We start from the raw sequence: 18,153 nt of genomic DNA, 5'->3' as shown, positions 1-18,153 counted from the left end.
ATGGGCGTCGTCCTCGGTATCGACGTCGGCACGACGACCACCAAGGTCATCGCCGTCGACGTGGCCTCAGGTTGGCGGATGGCGGCCTTCCGTGAGTACCGGCTCGCCGAGCCGCAGCCCCGCTGGCAGGTGCAGAGCCCGCGGATGGTGCTCGACGCCGTCGACGGTGCCCTCGCGGAGGTCGTCGCGGCCTGCGCCGGCCGCGCGATCGACGTCATCGGCGTCGGCTCCGCGATGCACGGGCTCGTCGGCCTCGACGAGGACCTGCACCCGGTCACCGACATCATCACGTGGGCGGACACGCGTGCCCACGCGGAGGCCGCCGAGCTGCGCGCCGCCGGGCGTGGACGCGAGCTGCTCCACCTGTCCGGCACGCCGGTCCACCCGATGAGCCCGCTCGTCAAGCTCATGTGGTTCGCCCGCCACGACACCGCCACGGCGAGCCGTGCGCACCACTGGATCGGGCTCAAGGACCTCGTCCTGCTCCACCTCACCGGGCGGCTCGTCACCGAGCTGTCCACCGCCTCGGCCTCCGGGCTGCTCGACCTGTCCACCCGCACGTGGGCCGACTCCTCCCTGGCGCTGGCCGGGGTGCGGCGCGAGCAGCTGCCCGAGGTGCTCCCGACGACGGCGCTCCTCGAGCTCTCCCACGAGGCGGGCGGGCGCGTGGGCCTGCCCGGCGGCATCCCCGTCAACACGGGCGCGACCGACGGCCCGCTCGGCAACCTCGGCACCGGGGCGATCGAGCCCGGGATCGCGGGGCTGTCGATGGGCACGAGCGGAGCGGTCCGGACGGTCGTCGACGCGCCCAAGCTCGACGCCGACGGGCGCCTGTTCTGCTACGCACTCACCGACGACGCCTGGGTGGTCGGCGCGGCGATCAGCAACGGGGGAGTCGTGGCCCGCTGGGCGGGCGACGTCTACGCCCCCGACGTGCCCGCCGGGCCGCTGCGCGACGTCCAGGTCATGGCGATGGCCGGCGCCGTGCCCGCCGGCAGCGACGGCCTCATCATGCTGCCCTACCTCCTCGGTGAGCGGGCCCCGCTGTGGGACCCCGAGCTCACCGGGTCCTTCCTCGGGGTGCGGCACGCCCACGGCCGCGGACACTTCATCCGCGCGGCGATCGAGGGGGTGGCGCTGCAGATGTCCAGCCTCGTCGACGTCCTCGACACGGTTACGCCCGTCACCGAGGTGCGCTGCACCGGCGGGGTCTTCCGCGCGGACCTGTGGCGCCAGGTCATGGCCGCGACGATCGGCCGCCCGCTCGTCCCGACCGACGACGCCGAGGGCTCGGCGCTCGGCTCGGCGATCCTCGCGCTGTACGCCACCCGGCAGGTCGACTCGCTGGCCGCCGGCCTCGAGCTGCTCAGCCCCGCGGGTGAGGTCGCCGACCCGATCGGCGTCTCCGAGGCCGACCGCCTCACGTACTCCGGCCTGCGAGCCCGCGCCGCCCACCTCCTGGGCGCCTACGACGAGCTCCAGTCCTACCTGGAAACCCTAGAGACCCAGCCCCGCCTGTAACCCCCCGCCCCGCCCCCCACCCCCCGCATATGCGGGAAATCTGCAGCCGTTCCGCACGGAGAGCCGTAGATTTCCTGCATATGCGGGGGGTGGGGTCAGGTGGGTCAGGTGGGGACTTCCCAGGTGTGGACCGGGCCCGCGCCGTGCATGTGGCGGACGTAGTCGGCGAGCATGAGGTGGAGGGCGTCGCGGCGGTCCTTGCCGCGCTCCTCGTAGGCCTCGACGGCGGCCACCTGCCACGTGGCGCCGTTGCGGCGCAGCCGGGCACGGGCCTCGATGATGTCGAGGTACTTCCCCGCGGCCGAGGCCTCCACGCCCAGCCGCTCCAGGCCGCGCGCCGCCATCGGCAGCAGCGTGTCGAGGACGAGCTCGGTGCCCGACACCTCGCCGAGGCCGGGCCAGTACAGCCGCGCGTCGATCCCGTACCGCGCGGCGGCGTGGAAGTTGTCGCGGGCCGCGTCGAAGGACATCCGTGACCACAGCGGCCGCTCGTCGGTGACGAGCTCGACGACCATCCCGTAGAAGAAGGCCGCGTTGGCGAGGGTGTCGACGACGCTCGGCCCGGCGGGCAGCACCCGGTTCTCCACCCGCAGGTGCGGGCGACCGTCCTGGACGTCGTAGATCGGGCGGTTCCACCGGTAGACGGTCCCGTTGTGCAGCCGCAGCTCGGCCAGCGACGGCGTGCCGCCGGCCGCGAGCACTGCGGCCGGGTCCTCGTCGCTGCTCACCGGCAGGAGCGCCGGGAAGTAGCGGACGTTCTCCTCGAAGAGGTCGAAGATCGAGGTGATCCACCGGTCCCCGAAGAACACCCGCGGCCGCACGCCCTGGTTGCGCAGCTCGACCGACCGGGTGTCGGTCGCCTGGAGGAAGGTCTCCACGCGCGTCTCGGCCTGGAGGTGGTGGCCGAAGAGGAAGGGGGAGTTGGCGCCCATGACGAGCTGGGGGCCGGCGAGCAGCTGCGAGGCGTTCCAGTAGTCGGCGTACCGCCGGGGCGTCACCTGGAGGTGGAGCTGGGTGGAGGTGCACGCGGCCTCGGCGATGATCGAGTCCATCGTCAGCGACAGCGGCTCGGGACCGCTGATGCGCAGCGTGATGTCCTCGCGCCGCGAGTTCATGACGGCCTCGTCCAGCGCGACGTAGCGGTCGCTCGCGGTGAACCAGCTGCGCCCGGCGGGCGGCGCCGGCAGCGTCGGCAGGATGCCCACCATGACGAGCTCCGCGCCGACGTCCCCGGCGCGGTCACGCGCGCGGTTGAGGTTGCGGCGCAGCGCCGCCTCGAGCTGCTCGAGGGACTGGCCGTCGATGCGCCGCGGCTCGACGTTCAGCTCGATGGTGAACGTGCCCAGCTCGGTCTGGTAGAGCGGGTCGGCGATGCGCTCGAGCACCTCGGCGTTGCGGTGGAACGGGCGCATGTCCGGGCCGGCGAGACCGAGCTCGATCTCCAGGCCGGTGCGCCACTCGTCCTCGACGAAGACGCCCGCGTCGAGCATCGCCTCGAGCGTGTCCAGGCACCGGCGGATCTTCGCGCGGTACCTCGCATGGTCCGCGCGCGTGAACGTCGTCCCGGAGATGTCCTCACCCACGCCCTGCTCCTTCTCTCGACTCGCTGGTGAGCGAACCACATGACACGCCGCTCGGCACGCGCGCCGGGCTGGGCGACAATGGGGGTGATGGTGGACGACGACGAGCAGACCGACGCGCCGCGACGGCGCTGGCCGTGGTGGCACCGGCAGACGACGACGACGCGACGCCTCATCCGCACCGCCCTCCTGCTCGTCGTCACGGTGCTGCTCTCCGGCGTCGTCGGTGTGCTCACCGCGTCGACCGACTCCTCCCTGGGCCCGCACGTCGCCCACTACGAGGTGACGGCGCAGCACGAGATCGTCGTCGACCTCGGTCCGCTCGGCACGGTCCTCCTCGACTCCCCGATGCCGTGGCCGCTGGGCGTGGAGGTCGTCGTCCAGGAGATCCCGGCCGAGCTCACGGCCGTGCAGCCCAGCCCGGCCACCGGCCTGGCCGGCGACCTCGCCGCGTACGCGCAGGTCGTGGCGCACCCCGACGCCGTCGTCGCCGACGCCGTCAGCGCGCTGGTCCGCGACGCCCTCGGCCGCGCGGCGATCGTCGCCGGGACCGTCCTCCTCGTCGTCGCCGGCGCGCGGCTCGCCTCCCGCGGGCTGCTGCGCCGCGAGGTCGCCCACGCGGCGCGGCGCCCCGGGGTGGTGCCGCTCGTCGCCGTCGTCGTCGTCACGCTGGTGGCGGTGCCCACGGCCCTGACCGTGCGCGACCGTCCCGCGCCCGGCCGGACCATCAGCGCGCTCGCCGGCACGCCGATGGAGGACCTGCGGATGACCGGCCGGATGGCCCAGCTCATCGACACCTACGGGGGCTACCTCGTCGAGGCCTACGAGGAGAACGAGGCCTTCTACGCCTCGGTCAACGACAACCTCGAGGCCGCCTATGCCCAGGACCGCGCCCCGTCCCGCCCGCCCGGCATCCCCATCGTCAGCCCCGCGCCCACCGACACCGCCACCGACGACGCCGCCGCCCCGCCGGCCGACGACGTCCCGCCGGCCGACGACGCCACGACCCCCGCCGACGACGCCACGCCAGCCGACGACGCCACGCCGGCCGACGACGCCGCCGAGCCCGGTTCCACCGCCTCGCCCGACGGCGGTGCCGCGCCCGCGTCGGAGGAGGCCACCGAGGCGCCCGCGCGGGTGGAGCCGGTGACCTTCCTCCTCGTCAGCGACCTCCACTGCAACGTCGGGATGGCGTCCGTCGTCGCCGGCGCCGCGCGCCTGAGCGGGGCGAGCGCCGTCCTCGACGCGGGCGACACCGTGATGAGCGGGACGGCCGTGGAGTCCTACTGCGTCAACGCCTTCGCCGGGGAGGTCCCCGACGACCTCCCGATGGTCGTGTCCACCGGCAACCACGACTCCGTCACCACTGCGCAGCAGATGCGCGACGCCGGGTACGTCGTCCTGGGCGGGGACGTCGTCGAGGTCGACGGCGTGCGGATCCTCGGCGACACCGACCCCACGCTCACCGCCGTCGGCGAGGGCACCCGGCCCGAGCGCGAGGAGACCGTGCCGGAGATGGGGGAGCGGCTCGCCGAGGCGGCGTGCTCCGCCGACCGGGCCGACATCATGCTCATCCACAACCCCCGCGCCGCGCTCCCGGCACTCGAGCAGGGGTGCGTGCCGCTCGCGCTGTCGGGGCACTGGCACCGTCGCGAGGGGCCGGAGGTCCACGGCGCCGGCACCCGGTACGTCAGCGCGAGCACCGCCGGCGCGTCGGGCGGTGCGACGGTCGGCCCGCTCAACGGGCCCGCGGAGATGACGGTGCTGCGCGTCGACGCCGCGAGCGGCCGCCCGCTCGACTACCGGGTGGTGACGGTCGGCACGGACACGACCGTCGAGCTGGGGCGCTGGTACCGGTTCCCGGACCCTGCTGACTCGGCGCCGACGAGCGGCGATACTGGGACCGACGGGCCCAGCGGGGACCCGACCGACGCGGAGTCGTCCGCGGGAACGGAGCGCAGATGAGCCAGCAGCAGCGGGCCGAGGACGTCACCGCGGACGAGGACGCCCTCACGGACGAGGAGCTGCTCGCCGAGGAGGAGGCCCTCGCGGCCCTCGACCCCGCCCGGCCCACCGAGCACCAGCTCGCCGGCGGTAGCACCCGCGGCCTGGGCTGGCTCCTCACCATCGGTGGCGCGCTCGGCACCTGGGCCTCGGTCATGCTCATCCTGTCCACGCAGAAGCTGTTGCGGGACCCGAACGCCGCGCTCGGCTGCGACATCAACCCGCTCATCGGCTGCGGCAAGTTCGTCCTGTCGTGGCAGGCCTCGGTGCTCGGTCCGCCCAACGCCGTCCTCGGCACGATCGGCTTCGCCGTCGTCACCGCGACCGGCGTCGCGCTCCTCGGCGGGGGGCGGCTCCCGCGCGTGTACTGGGTGCTGCTCATGGCCGGCTCCGTGGTCGCGGCCGTGTGGATCTCGTGGTTCCAGTACCAGGCCTTCACCAACCTCCGCGGGCTGTGCCCCTACTGCCTCGTCGTGTGGGCGGTGACGATCCCGATCGTCGTCAACGTCCTCGCCCGCGGCTTCCAGGGCCGCCACCTGCCGGCCCCCGAGGGTCTGCGGCGCTTCCTCGTCCAGGACCGCGCCCTGGTCATCACGGTCTGGTACGCCGTCGTTCTCCTCCTCATCGGTGTCGTCTTCTGGGACCAGTGGATGCTGATCCTGTGACCCAGCTGCCCACCTCGAACGTCACCCAGGACTACCTCAAGGCGATCTACGCCGCGGTGGAGTGGGGTGGGCCGGCGACGAGCGTCAGCGCCCTCGCGGCGCGGATGGGGGTCTCGGCGTCGACCGCCTCGGAGACCGTCCGGCGCCTCGCGGACGAGGGCCTGGTCCACCACGAGCGCTACGGGGGCATCTCCCTCACCGGCCGCGGCCGGCAGGCGGCGCTGGCGATGGTGCGCCGCCACCGGCTCATCGAGACCCTCCTCGTCGAGCACCTGGGCTACGAGTGGGACGAGGTCCACGACGAGGCCGAGGTCCTCGAGCACGCCGTCTCCGACCTGCTCGTCGAGCGCATCGACCGGCTCCTCGGCCACCCCGTCCGCGACCCGCACGGGGACCCCATCCCCACGGTCGGCGGGGAGGTCACCGTGCCGCCCACCCGCCCGCTGGCCCAGACCCCCGCGGGGGAGGGCGGCAGGGTCGTGCGGATCTCCGACGCCGAGCCGCAGGTGCTGCGCCACCTCGCCGACGTCGGGGTGCGGCTGGACGCGCACGTCGCCGTCGTCGAGGCCCGGCCCTACGTCGGCACGACCCTCTTCACCGTCACCCCGCCCGGGGAGTCGGCGGGGGAGCCCGTCGAGCTCGGGGACCCCGCCGTCGCGGCGGTGTGGGTGACTGCCTGACCCCTCAGAGGTGGCGCTGGGCGGTGCGCAGCTTGTGCGCCAGGTGCTGCAGGGTGCGCAGCTCGTCCTCGTCCAGCGCGCCGCCGACGTAGCGGCGGATCGAGCGCACGTGGTGGCGCCCGATCTCCCGCTGCAGCCGCAGTCCCTCGTCGGTGAGGGCGACGACCACGCCGCGCGCGTCGCCCGGGGCGGCGCGCCGCTCGAGGAGCCCTCGGGCACTGAGGCGGTCGACCATGCGGCTGAGGCTGGGCTGGGACAGGAGGATGAGTGCGGTGAGGTCGCGCATGCGCATCGCCCGGTCCTCGCCGAGACTCAGCTGGAACAGGACGTCGTACTCGCGCGAGGTGAGCGGCGCGAAGTCGTCGCCGGCCTCGAAGCGGCGCATGAGGGTGACCTGCGCGCGGAAGAGCTCCTCCCACGCCTCGGCGGCCGTCCGGGTGGAGACTGCACGCTCGTCCTGTCCTGGCACCTCGTCCCTCTCGTCCCACCGATCGTAGTGGTCGATACCCTGGCGCCATGAGCACCGTCTTCAGCAGGATCATCGCCGGGGAGATCCCGGGACGCTTCGTCTGGGCCGACGACGTGTGCGTCGCCTTCTCCACCGTCGCCCCCGTCACGGACGGACATGTCCTTGTCGTGCCGCGGATCGAGGTCGACCAGCTGACCGACGCGCCGGACGATCTCGTCGCCCACCTGGCCGTCGTCGCGGCCACGATCGGGCGCGCGCAGCGCGCGGCGTGGGACGCGCCACGCGCCGCCGTCATGGTCGCCGGCTTCGAGGTCCCGCACCTGCACGTCCACGTCCTGCCCGCCTGGGACGAGGGCGCGCTGCGCCTGGACCGGGCCCGCGGGGACGTCCCGCCGGAGGAGCTCGACGCCGCGGCGGAGCGACTGCGGGAGGCGCTGCGCGAGGCCGGCCACGGCGCCCACGTGCCCCGAGTGCTGGACTCCGCCCGGCTCTGAGCCGGCTCAGCCCAGCAGCTCGCGGATGTCGTCCGCGGAGAGCGGGGCCGAGGCGGCCGTGGTGCCGCCGGCGAGCACGCGCCCGGCGAGCTCGCGCTTGCGGTCGGCCAGCGCCATGACCTTCTCCTCGATCGTCCCCTCGGCGACCATCCGGTAGACCATGACGGTGCGGTCCTGCCCGATGCGGTGCGTGCGGTCGATCGCCTGCTCCTCCACCGCGGGGTTCCACCAGGGGTCGAGCATGAAGCAGTAGTCGGCCTCGGTGAGGTTGAGCCCCACCCCGCCGGCCTTGAGGCTGATGAGGAAGACCGGCGCCTGCCCCTCCTTGAACTCCCGGATGCGGGCCGGGCGGCCTCTTGTGCTGCCGTCGAGGTAGCAGTAGTCGATGCCCTGCTGCTCGAGCCGCTCCCGCACCAGCCCGAGGTAACCGGTGAACTGGCTGAACACCAGTGCCCGGTGGCCCTCGGAGACGAGCTCGGCGAGCTGCTCGAGGAAGGCCTCGGCCTTGCTCGACCCCACGCCCTCGTACTCCGGGTCGACGAGCGCGGGCGCCAGCGCGAGCTGCCGCAGGAGGGTGAGGGAGCGGAAGATCGTGAAGCGGTTCTTGTCCATGTCGTCGACGAGACCGAGGATCTTGCGCCGCTCCCGCGCGAGGTGGGTGTCGTAGATCTTCCGGTGGCGCGCCGTGAGCGGGACGGTGAGCACCTGCTCCTGCTTGGGCGGCAGCTCCTGGGCCACCTCCTCCTTGGTGCGGCGCCGGATGAAGGGCCGGGTGCGGCGACGCAGCCGGTCCAGCGCCGCGGAGTCGTGCTCCCGCTCGATCGGGTTGCGGTAGGCGACGGTAAAGTCGCGGGGGTCGGGGAACAGACCGGGCGCCGTGATGGACAGCAGCGCCCACAGGTCCATGAGGCTGTTCTCCAGCGGGGTGCCGGAGATCGCGAGCTTGACCGGGGCGGCGATCTTCCGCGCGCACACGTGCGTCTTGGCCTGGTGGTTCTTCACCATCTGCGCCTCGTCGAGGACGAGCACCGACCAGTCGAGCGCGTCGTAGGACGCGAAGTCCAGGCGCAGCAGCGCGTAGGACGTGACGACGACGTCGGCCCCCGCGACGTGCTCGGCGAGCGGCACCCGCGCCTTGGCGGCGGTCTGCTCGACGGTCTGCACCGTGAGGTCGGGGGTGAAGCGGGCCGCCTCGCTCGCCCAGCCGCCGACGACGGACGTGGGCGCGACGACGAGCACCGGCGCGGTGAGCCGGCCGGTCTCCTTGGCACGCAGGACGGCGGCGAGGGTCTGGAGGGTCTTGCCCAGACCCATGTCGTCGGCGAGGATCCCGCCCAGCCCCGCCTCCCACAGCGTGGAGATCCACTCGTAGCCCTCGCGCTGGTAGGAGCGCAGCTCGGCACGCAGGCCGGCGGGCACGTCGACCTGCCCGGGCGGGGGACCGGTGACGAGCGCGTCGACCGTGCGCCGCCACCGCTCGCTCTGCTCGGCGACCACGCCGATGGCGACGAGCTCCTGCCACAGGTCGGCCTGGTAGGCGGTGACGCGCAGCGTGCCGGACTCCTCGTCGTGGAGGCCGCCGGCCTCGGCGATGAGCTGGCGCAGCTGGTCGAGCTCGGGACGGTCGAGGCTGACGTAGGTGCCGGAAGGCAGGAACAGGTGTGGCTCGCCCGTGGCGAGCGCGCGGAAGAGGTGACCGAAGGGCACCGGCTCGCCCTCGAGCTCGACGGCCACCTCGAGGTCGAACCAGTCGCCCTGCGGGGTGTCGGTGGCGGTGAGGGAGATGGTGGGGGCGGCGTCGACGTGCTTGTAGTCGGGCACCTCACCGCTCACCTCGACGACGACGGCGGGGTTGGCCCGGCGCAGGCGGTCCAGGCCGTCCTCGGTGAAGCGGGCGGCGTCCAGCCGGCGCAGCTCGGCGACGGGCGCGGGTCCGCGCCCGGAGGTGTGGCGGGGGAGCTCGGCGGGCAGGTCGAGACCGTCGAGCAGGCGCCGCTCGGCCGCGTGGTCGCGCACCCAGTCGGCTGCCGGTGCGGCGTCGTCGTCGCTGCCGACGGGCAGGTCCGCGACCGTCTCCCCGGACTGGTAGCGGAAGGACCAGGCGAGGCGGACGACGAACTCGGGCAGGTGCTCCACCGTGAGGACGAGGACGGGGGCGAGGACCTCGGGGAGGTCGACGGCGTCGTCGGAGGACCGCACGGGCAGCAGCCGGCGCAGGCGGGGGTAGAAGTCGCGGCGGAAGCGGTCGACGCCGTCGGGCGGGATGTGGAGCGGCTCGCCGGTGACGAGCTCGGAGGCGCCGAGCGGCAGCGGGCGGGCCAGCGGCGCGAGGACGAGGCCGCCGTCGCTCACGGCCACCCCGTGCACCGGGTGGCCGACGAAGGCGACGGCGTGGGCCCCGGCGGTGCGGCCGGCGACGCGCACCGACGGGGCCACGCGCACGCCGTCGTGGATGGGGTGGGCGGAGACGTCGAGGGTGACGTCGGCGGGTGCGCTGCTGAGCGTGACCTCGCCCTTGACGCTGCGGTGGGGCACGAGCGCGACGCCGGCGTCCACCACCTGCTGGAGGAGCGGCCACACGGCGGGGCCGAGCTCGTCGAGGAAGACGTGGGTGCCGTAGGCGTGGGGGTGGGAGGCGATGAGCGCGCGCAGCGCCTCCGCGTGGGCGGGGACGTAGCGGCTCCACGTCCACCGCACGGTCTGCCAGCTCACGCCGGTGCGCACCCACTGGCCCTTGGCGCCGGCGATCACCGGGGCCATGCGGACGCGGGCGGCGCTGCGCCCGGCCGCCGCCGCGGTCGCCCCGCGCGCGACGACCCCCGCGAGCGGGGGCCCCCGCGGGTGCCCCCTGCCCGCGCCCGCGTCGGTGACGGCGTCGTCCAGGGCGCGCTCCCAGGCGGGACGGATGCCGGTGATGCTCGCCTCCCGGGCCGCGACGACCACCGCCACGCCGTGCTTGCAGCCCATCTTCACCGGGCAGGTGCAGTGGACCGAGACCTGCGCGTCGGGGTACAGGACGACGAAGCACTGGTAGGAGGCGGCTCCGCTGCCGCGGACGGTGGCGAACAGGGCCCGCTCGTCCGGGTCGACGTGGAGCCGCTGGACCATGCCGCGCCGCGCGTAGTCGGTGCCGCGCTCCACCGTGCCGTGGTCGAACCACCGCGCGAGGGTGGCGTCGTCCGGGAGCGTGAGGTTCTGCAGCGCCCGCACGTCGCTCTCGGTCAGGTCCACCCGCCTACGGTAACCGCGGCCTCCGACACTCAGATGCTGCGCCGCATCATCCTGATCCCCACCGTGAGCCCGACCGTCGCGAGCACGACGGCGGCCAGTGCGCCCTGCCACACCGCGGGCTCGGTGAGCTGCCCGTTGAACAGCGCCCGCTCGGCCTCGACGAGGTAGGTGAGCGGGTTGAGCTGGGACAGCACCTGCATCCAGCGCGGCGCCGCCTCCAGCGGCAGGAGCATCCCGGACAGGATCATGAGCGGGAAGATCAGCGCCTGCTGGACCGCCCAGAACATCCAGTCCCGCTCCCGCGCTGCGATCCCCAGGGAGTAGCTGAGCGCCCCGAGACCGATCCCGAAGGCGGCGAGGACGACCAGGCCCAGCGCCATGCCGGGCAGGTGCGGGCGGAAGCCGAAGATCGAGGCCACGAGCGTGATGATCACCGCCTGGACGGCGAGCGGCACCATCTCCTTCAGCGCGCGCCCCACCATGAGGGCCGAGCGGGCCACGGGCGTGACGAGCATGCGCTCGTGAGAGCCGGACTGGAGCTCGTAGAGGAGGTTCGAGCCGGCCATCGCGGTGCCGAACAGGGTGCTCATGACGATGATGCCCGGGACGAACCACTGGAAGGACTCGGCCAGTGGCAGGCCGGTCATGCCGCTGAGCAGCGGGCCGAAGAACGCGAGGAAGACGAGGGGCTGGAGCAGGGAGAAGATGACGCTGAACGGGTCGCGCAGGACCGGCCACAGCTCGCGGACGAGGACGTTGCGGGTGTCGGTGACGACGGTGCTCACTGGGGGCCTCCGGGGGTGAGGGCGGGCTGGGCGGGGGTGTCGGTGCCGGTGGTGGCCTGCTCCTCGCGCAGGCTGCGGCCGGTGAGGCGGAGGAAGACGTCGTCGAGGGTGGGCTGGTGGAGCTCCGCGGCGACGACCCGGTGGCCGCCGGCCGCGAGGTCGGCGAGCAGCGCGGGGAGCACGCGGTCGCCGTGGTCGACGACGACGGCGTACCGCACCGCCGGCCCCTCCGGCACCGCGACGGGCGCGTGCTCGACGTCGTCACCGCGGGCGGCGACGCGCCGCAGGGTGGCGAGGGCGCCGTCGTCGGGGCCGGTGCCACGCAGGGTGAGGACGATGCGGTCCCCGGCGAGGTTCGCCTTGAGCCGGGCGGAGGTGTCGTCGGCGATGAGCCGGCCCTGGTCGACGATCATCACCCGCTCGGCGAAGCGGTCGGCCTCGTCGAGGTAGTGGGTGGTGAGGAGCAGGGTCATCCCGTAGCGCTCACGCAGGGTGAGGATGTGGTCCCACAGGTGGGAGCGGGACTGCGGGTCCAGGCCGGTGGACGGCTCGTCGAGGAAGAGGAGCCGCGGGGCGGGGACGAGGCCGAGCGCGATGTCCACGCGCCGGCGCTGGCCGCCGGACAGGGTCATCGTCGTGCGGGTGGCGAGGTCGGTGAGGCCGAGGATCTCCATGAGCTCGTCCGCGCGGCGGCGTCGCTCGACGCGGCCCAGGCCGTAGAACGCGCCCTGGGAGACGAGCTCGTCGCGCACCCGGTAGTACTGGGCGGCGCCGTTCTTCTGGCCGATGTAGCCGATGGACCGCCGCACGTCGGCCTGCTGGCGGGTGATGTCGAAGCCGCAGACGGTCGCCTGCCCGCTCGTGGGCGGCAGGAGCGTGGTGAGCATGCGCAGGGAGGTGGACTTGCCGGCCCCGTTGGGCCCGAGGAAGGCCGTGAGGGAGCCGGGCTCGATGTCCATCGTGAGGTCGCTGACCGCGACGACCTCCTCACCGCCCTTGCGGTGGAAGGTCTTCGTGAGCCCCTTGGTGCTGATGATCGGAGTCATGACGAGGACGTTACGAGCCGATGCGGCCAGATGCTGGCCGCATTGATCGGTACATTCTCGGCATGGCCGATCCCACCGCGCGTGCCCTGCGCCTGCTCTCCCTGCTCCAGACCCACCGGTCGTGGTCCGGGCGGGAGCTGCGCGAGCGGCTCAGTGTCAGCGCACGCACGCTGCGCCGCGACGTCGATCGGCTGCGCGAGCTCGGCTACGAGGTCAGCGCCCGCCCAGGCCTCGACGGCGGGTACCGGCTCGAGGCGGGCGGTCGCCTGCCCCCGCTGCTCCTCGACGACGACGAGGCCGTGGCGATCGCCGTCGGCCTGCGGGTCGCGGCCGTCCAGGGGCTGGGGGAGCACACCGCGCTGAGCGCGCTCGTCAAGCTCGAGCAGATGCTCGCTCCGCACCTGCGCCGGCGGGTGTCCGCCCTCCAGGAGTACGCCGTGCCGGCGGGCGGGCGGGGGCGGGCCGTGGACCCCGACGTCGTCGCCGAGCTGGCGCTCGCGTGCCGCGACCACGAGCGGGTCCGCTTCCGCTACGTCACCGCCCTCGACGTCGAGGCCTCCCGTCACGTCGAGCCGCACACGCTCGTGTCCAACGGGCCGCGCTGGTACCTCGTGTGCTGGGACCTGGACCGGGAGGACTGGCGCACCTTCCGTCTCGACCGCCTCTCCGGGCTGCTGCGCACGGGGGTGCGGACCGCCCCGCGCGAGCTGCCGGTGGACGACCCCTCCGAGCTGATCCTCGCGACCGACACGGACAGCCAGAGCTACCCGCTGGAGGCAGTGGTCCACCTCGACATGAGCCCCGAGGAGATGCGCAAGCACTTCGGGGTCTGGTCGACCGGGGCGACCCCCAACGAGGCGGGCGGAACCGACTGGCCCGTGGCGGGCGGCTCCCTCGCCGACCTCGTCTACGGGCCGGCGTGGATCCCGCCCGACGCCTCGTGGACGGTGAGCGGGACGGAGGAGGCGGTGGGTGCGCTCGCGGGCTTCGGCCGGCGGCTCACCGAGGCCACCGCGGACGCCGTTAAATGAGTGGCGTCCCCGAGAGAGCCCCTGGCACAGTTCTCGTCATGGCCATCCGACTGCTCGCGTAGCAGGCCTCGTCGCCGCTGGGATCCCGACGACGAGGTCGCGATCCCTGCCCGTGCACCGGGCCATGCCGTCGTCCCCTCAGGGGACTCCACCACGAGAAAGTCAGGAATCTGTCATGTCATCCGTCATGATCGGTGACATGTCCGCCAGCGCCATGGGAATGCCGCTCGCGGACTACGTCCACCTCCAGCGCCGTCCGGCCACCCGCGTCCTGCGGGGCCGCCGGGGACGCTGGGCGGGTATCGGGCCGCGCGCGGTCGTGCGCAACGCGTCACTGCCACGCGCATGACCGCCCGCGCCCAGGGCCCGGCACGCTACGGCGTGCCGGGCCCGTTCGTTTTCCCTGGATGACTCTGAGAATCTCTCGTACGGGACGACAGACGCGTCCCATATGACGCGCAGTCACCGGAAAACCTGCCCGGGCGGGTCTTGCGGACACTCGGGCGTGGGTGTCCGCGATGGCCTGCAGCGCCTCCGCAGCGGGCGGTCCATGGCACGCTTATATCGCGCGTCAAGAGCGTTTGAGCAGTCGTGAGCCGGACCGCCGGCGCTTCGGTTCGACGCGTAGGTCGGACTTAACAACGAGAAGCTGGCGTGAATCGCCTGGAAGGAGAAGAAGTATGGCCAGCAAGCGCCAACTTCCAGCGCTGGCCACTCTCGTGGTTCTGTACGTGGCTGTGGCAACCTTGATATTCTGGCTGGCAGGTCTAGATGTCGGTCGCGCTTTCCTCAATGCGCTGGTTGCAGGTTCGCTAATCTCGGTGGCAGTGCTCATCGGCATCCGCGTGGGTGCCAGCACCAACCGAGCTACGACCGCTCGGGAGGGCTACCTGGGTGTGTCCGTTCGTTCTCCGGATGGCCATCCTCGCCTGAGCAAGCGGTGGCGAAAGGCCGAGGTGCGGCCAGCAGGCCGTGCAATCCACATCACTCCGCTTGCTGGCCCGTCGGTTGCGCCGTTTACTGTGAGCACCGGGACCATTGCCGAGTTCGCGGACCCAAGAGGCTGGCGCGACCTACTTATGGGACCTATTGGGACCAACAGTTTCCTGCGAGTCATTGACGCGGAAGGTGTGATTGAAATCTCTGTCCATACAGAGCATCTATCCTGGTTGCTAGAAGGCCTCGACACGCCTGATTCACCCTGAAAGTCGTCCCGTGGTTTCCCATACGGAGCCCTGTTACGAGCACGTCTCCCCGTTGAACGCCGTTCCGGTCGGCTCGCGTGTCGTCGTAGCTTCGAGACCGGGCCGTAAGTGCCGCTGAGGGATCCGCAGCGGGATCGCTCTGCGCGGTGCCGCCGGGCTGCGTCCAAAGTGCGGAGCGACAAGCTCATTTGCTTTTTGAAGGGGTGGCGCCCTGCCATACTGAAAGGGTGGTCGTCGACATCAGAGCAGTGCTTCATCGAGTGGTCGATGAGGTCTTCGACGATTCCGTTTTCGTCCACGAGTATGACGACCACGACGCGCCCGATGCCTACCGCGTGCGGGTGACCAGTCGCGCAGTGCCGTATATCCAGGAACGCGACGGGTGCCTCGTGGCTAGTTACGAGTGGTTCCAGGCTCACATCCCCGACTTGGACGTGGGCAACATCCGCTTCAACTACGACGATGACGAGCGGGAGAAGGAAGCAGATCTTCGGGATCTCGCCCTCCTTGTGCGTGCCTACCTGCGGGGCGCGGGAGAAGTGACGTATCGACCGAGCCTCATCCGCCGACGCCCGATCCCTACGCTGACGGTCGAGGCCAGCGGCGTGCGTTGGCGTCTCGGTCGACGCGTCAGTTCGGAAGCGAGAATTTAGATCTCGTACCACCGGAAGCCGCCACCGCGGCGACCGGAGGGGCGCCTGAGCATGTGCGCTGCCGACGTCCCGCAACGGAACCCGAAGCGACGGCGCGACACCCGCCAGTGGGATGTGGAGGGACGTGTCTCGCAGCGGGATCCTCATGCGGGACGACGACTCTCTGCCCGAAAACGAGGTTCTCCGTGCGGCCGCCCTTGGTCTGGGCTGGCCTGGCCGATGAGGAGGTGGCGCGCGACCGCGCCGCTCAGAGCGACGGGCCGACAGAGGGGCGCCGGTGGTACGGGCGGTGGGACCACCCCGCCGCCGGTCTGTCTAGCATGGGCCCATGACCACGATCGTTGCCGCTCGCCGTCGCGCCCGCTTCGCCGCCCTCGTCCTGCTCGTCCTCCTCGGGACGCTTGGCCTCGGGCCCGCGGCCCAGGCCCACGACATGCTCGTCGCCTCCGACCCCGCCGACGGGGCGGTGCTCGACGCGCCGCCGGAGTCGATCACGCTGACCTTCAACAACCCGCCACTGGAGGTCGGCTCGGTGATCACCGTCGTCGATGCCGACGGCACGACCCTCGTCGAGGGCGAGGGCACCCTCGACGGGGCCGACGTCGTCCTCGCGCTCGACGCCGAGCTGCCGGCGGGGCAGCTTGAGGTGCGCTGGCGCGTGGCCTCCAGCGACGGCCACCCGATCGACGGCGTCATCCCCTTTGAGGTCACCGCGCCCGCCGAGCCGACCGAGCCTGCCACCACCGAGCCGACCGAGCCTGCCGCGGCCGAGCCGGCCACCACCGAGCGCGCGAGCGAGGCTGCGACGACCGAGCCGGCCGAGACCGCCGAGGAGTCCGGGCTGTCCACGGTCGCCAAGGTCGCCATCGCCGTAGCGGCGGTCGGCGCCGTCGCCGCGCTCATCCTCCTCATCGTGAAGCGGCGGCGCACCGACCGCGTGTGAGCAGAGAGTCCAGCCGTTTCGCCACGGCGGGAGTGGGGTCGTGATGTCGGCGGGCGGAACTACGTTCCGCCGTGGATAGGTCCGCCGGGTACTGATTCGGCCGGATGTTGGACCTTGTGTCGGTTGGGTTAGGTCTTTCGCGTACTCGTGACCCATAGTGCTGAGTGTTCAACGTCGAGCACGTCTGCCTACCGGCAGAGATGGGAAGGGTCATCGATGACTGGGACGACCGCAACGCGCCGGAGGGCGCTGTTCGACTTCCACGCCCTCAAGCAGGACCTACGCGGAGCCACGCTCGATGCGAGCGTCGCGCTGGTCGTCACCGGGGCGATCTTCGCGCTGCTCTACTGGCGTGTGGATGCGGGAACCTCAGCCACGATCGTGGTGATGCCTGACATCGCCGACGCGCCGGGGTACTGGATGTACTGGCTGTGTCAGGCGTTCGGGTGGTCTGGGCTGCTGTGGGCGTGGATCACCGTGATGCTGGGGCTGGTGCGCTCGAGTCGGCACCCGAGCTGGCTGCCCGTGTCGGTGTCGCAGATCGAGAGGTGGCACCGGCAGACGAGCCTGACCACGATCGCCCTGATGTTCGCTCACGCGTTCTGGTTCTTCGCGGAGATGGTGCGCGAGAACCGCGCGGAAGCCGGGTGGGCGGGGCGCCTGTGGCGCGCGTTCGTCGACTCCTTCGTCCCGGGCGGCTACGGCAGCGGCACGGGCGTGATCGCGATCCTCATCGGGTTGCTGGCCCTCTACCTCGCGATCCCACTGGGCCTGGCGTTCTATGCGCGGCGCGCCATGGGGGCCCGACTGTGGCGGGCACTGCACGCCTCGATCATCGTCGTGTACGTCCTGAGCGTGTGGCACACGCTGCTGTACGGGACGAACGTCTGGTACGACGGCGCTTTCCGGACCACCGTATGGCTGTTGCAGCTGCCCGTCGCCGGGCTGCTCCTGGTGCGGCTGCTGCGCCCGGCATACCGGCCCGGCGCGACCGTTACCGACCGTCTTGGCCGCTTGGTGGGGCGCCTCGCCGCCACGGCGACGATCGTGGTGCTGCTGCTCGTTGCCGCCACCGGGCGCGATGGCGGGCGCACGCCGAACGTCGACGGGGCACCCCTGAACGTCACTCAGACCATGATCTGGGTAGGGTTCGCGGTCTTCGTCCTGGTGGTCGCAAGTTGCGTGGTCCGGGCCCATCGAACCGAGCGGCGCCGAGAGCAAGAGCGGGCCGCTGCCTAACCGCACGGCGCGCTCACGCAGCTCGTCGGGATACTTATCGGCGCACTGACATTTCTCATCCCGCGTGGATCGAGAGCCGCCAGGGAACCTCGCGGGCCACCATCGCCCTGCTGCGCCGCCCTGAGCAGGCACCGCCTCGAACCCGACCAACGGCTAAGCGCTCGTGAGTACAGTCGCCATGGGCACGCACCGAAGCGGTCGCCCGGCCTGGCGAGAATCGCTCGGCACTCCGCCCCCTCAGACGGGACCCCACACGATGACTGACGTTCACGAGGCGACTCGGGCCCGTCGCGGCGCTGACCCACGCTTACGCAAGGACCTTGTCGGCGCGCTGCCCGATGCCGCCGTGGCACTGGTGATCACGGCACTGCTTTACGTGTGGCTCTACCGCTTGGCCCAAGACGGCCAGTCCAACACCGTCCTGGTCATGCCGTTCATGGACAACCCCGATGCCCACCGGTGGTACTGGCTCAGCCAGGCCTTCGGGTGGACAGCTCTCCTATGGGCATGGGGAACGCTCCTCCTCGGCCTGAATCGCCCCGGGTTTCGTAGAGGCTCGGTTACGTGGAACCAGCCCCGGTCGGGACAGGTGTTTCAGGGTAGTGCT

The 18,153-nt window shown here is 72.2% G+C and carries 16 protein-coding genes and 1 pseudogene; 12 read left to right on the top strand and 5 right to left on the bottom strand.

What is annotated here, in order from left to right; all coding sequences use genetic code 11:
* Positions 1–1,521: a gluconokinase gene (locus H9624_RS14105; protein ID WP_251840539.1), complete on the top strand. Its 1,521-nt coding sequence runs from the start codon at positions 1–3 to the stop codon at positions 1,519–1,521.
* 104 nt (positions 1,522–1,625) lie between these two features.
* Here the strand turns inward: H9624_RS14105 and H9624_RS14100 are convergent, their stop codons facing one another.
* Positions 1,626–3,104: a glutamate-cysteine ligase family protein gene (locus H9624_RS14100; protein WP_251840538.1), complete on the bottom strand. Its 1,479-nt coding sequence runs from the start codon at positions 3,102–3,104 to the stop codon at positions 1,626–1,628.
* 87 nt (positions 3,105–3,191) lie between these two features.
* On the opposite strand from H9624_RS14100, the gene H9624_RS14095 reads away from it, so the two are divergent.
* Genes H9624_RS14095 through H9624_RS14085 form a run of 3 tightly spaced genes read left to right on the top strand, consistent with a single transcriptional unit; the run spans position 3,192 to position 6,450 of the window.
* Positions 3,192–5,066 carry a metallophosphoesterase family protein gene (locus H9624_RS14095; RefSeq protein WP_251840537.1) on the top strand — a complete coding sequence of 625 codons (1,875 nt, stop codon included), beginning with the start codon at positions 3,192–3,194 and terminating at the stop codon, positions 5,064–5,066.
* Entirely contained in the window at positions 5,063–5,770 is a 708-nt protein-coding gene (locus tag H9624_RS14090; RefSeq protein ID WP_251840536.1) for a vitamin K epoxide reductase family protein, read from the top strand. Before H9624_RS14095 ends, H9624_RS14090 begins: the two co-directional genes overlap by 4 nt.
* A complete protein-coding gene (locus tag H9624_RS14085) occupies positions 5,767–6,450 on the top strand; it encodes a metal-dependent transcriptional regulator (RefSeq protein ID WP_251840535.1) in 684 nt (227 codons plus the stop codon). The genes H9624_RS14090 and H9624_RS14085 overlap by 4 nt, the downstream gene beginning before the upstream one ends.
* A gap of 4 nt (positions 6,451–6,454) precedes the next feature.
* Here H9624_RS14085 and H9624_RS14080 read toward each other — a convergent pair whose 3' ends face one another.
* Complete coding sequence (locus H9624_RS14080; RefSeq protein ID WP_251840534.1) at positions 6,455–6,919, bottom strand: MarR family winged helix-turn-helix transcriptional regulator; 465 nt, start codon at positions 6,917–6,919, stop codon at positions 6,455–6,457.
* 47 nt (positions 6,920–6,966) lie between these two features.
* Here H9624_RS14080 and H9624_RS14075 point away from each other — a divergent pair, with 47 nt between their 5' ends.
* Positions 6,967–7,413, top strand: a complete 447-nt coding sequence (locus tag H9624_RS14075) for an HIT family protein (protein WP_251840533.1) — start codon at positions 6,967–6,969, stop codon at positions 7,411–7,413.
* Between the two features lie 6 nt (positions 7,414–7,419).
* Here the strand turns inward: H9624_RS14075 and H9624_RS14070 are convergent, their stop codons facing one another.
* Genes H9624_RS14070 through H9624_RS14060 form a run of 3 tightly spaced genes read right to left on the bottom strand, consistent with a single transcriptional unit; the run spans position 7,420 to position 12,475 of the window.
* Positions 7,420–10,644: a DEAD/DEAH box helicase gene (locus tag H9624_RS14070; RefSeq protein WP_251840532.1), complete on the bottom strand. Its 3,225-nt coding sequence runs from the start codon at positions 10,642–10,644 to the stop codon at positions 7,420–7,422.
* A gap of 29 nt (positions 10,645–10,673) precedes the next feature.
* Positions 10,674–11,429 carry an ABC transporter permease gene (locus H9624_RS14065; protein ID WP_251840531.1) on the bottom strand — a complete coding sequence of 252 codons (756 nt, stop codon included), beginning with the start codon at positions 11,427–11,429 and terminating at the stop codon, positions 10,674–10,676.
* Positions 11,426–12,475: an ABC transporter ATP-binding protein gene (locus tag H9624_RS14060; protein WP_251840530.1), complete on the bottom strand. Its 1,050-nt coding sequence runs from the start codon at positions 12,473–12,475 to the stop codon at positions 11,426–11,428. The genes H9624_RS14065 and H9624_RS14060 overlap by 4 nt, the downstream gene beginning before the upstream one ends.
* Before the next feature lie 62 nt (positions 12,476–12,537).
* Between H9624_RS14060 and H9624_RS14055 the strand changes: the two genes are divergently transcribed.
* From H9624_RS14055 to H9624_RS14025, 7 genes and pseudogenes are all read left to right on the top strand, one after another.
* Complete coding sequence (locus tag H9624_RS14055) at positions 12,538–13,506, top strand: helix-turn-helix transcriptional regulator (RefSeq protein WP_251840529.1); 969 nt, start codon at positions 12,538–12,540, stop codon at positions 13,504–13,506.
* Between the two features lie 175 nt (positions 13,507–13,681).
* Positions 13,682–13,855 carry a hypothetical protein gene (locus H9624_RS14050; RefSeq protein ID WP_251840528.1) on the top strand — a complete coding sequence of 58 codons (174 nt, stop codon included), beginning with the start codon at positions 13,682–13,684 and terminating at the stop codon, positions 13,853–13,855.
* Positions 13,856–14,186: 331 nt separating this feature from the next.
* Positions 14,187–14,711, top strand: coding sequence for a hypothetical protein (locus H9624_RS14045; protein ID WP_251840527.1), 525 nt, complete (start codon positions 14,187–14,189; stop codon positions 14,709–14,711).
* Between the two features lie 227 nt (positions 14,712–14,938).
* Complete coding sequence (locus H9624_RS14040; RefSeq protein WP_251840526.1) at positions 14,939–15,364, top strand: hypothetical protein; 426 nt, start codon at positions 14,939–14,941, stop codon at positions 15,362–15,364.
* Between the two features lie 328 nt (positions 15,365–15,692).
* Entirely contained in the window at positions 15,693–16,307 is a 615-nt protein-coding gene (locus tag H9624_RS14035; RefSeq protein ID WP_251840525.1) for a copper resistance CopC family protein, read from the top strand.
* Between the two features lie 216 nt (positions 16,308–16,523).
* Positions 16,524–17,546: a ferric reductase-like transmembrane domain-containing protein gene (locus H9624_RS14030; protein WP_251840524.1), complete on the top strand. Its 1,023-nt coding sequence runs from the start codon at positions 16,524–16,526 to the stop codon at positions 17,544–17,546.
* A 346-nt stretch (positions 17,547–17,892) separates the two neighbouring features.
* A pseudogene (locus H9624_RS14025) lies at positions 17,893–18,153 on the top strand (hypothetical protein); the annotation flags it as partial.

This window comes from Oceanitalea stevensii (genome assembly GCF_014837105.1).
In the GTDB taxonomy this organism is placed as follows: Bacteria; Actinomycetota; Actinomycetes; order Actinomycetales; family Actinomycetaceae; genus Oceanitalea; species Oceanitalea stevensii.
This window is presented reverse-complemented; position numbering and strand designations above follow the sequence as displayed.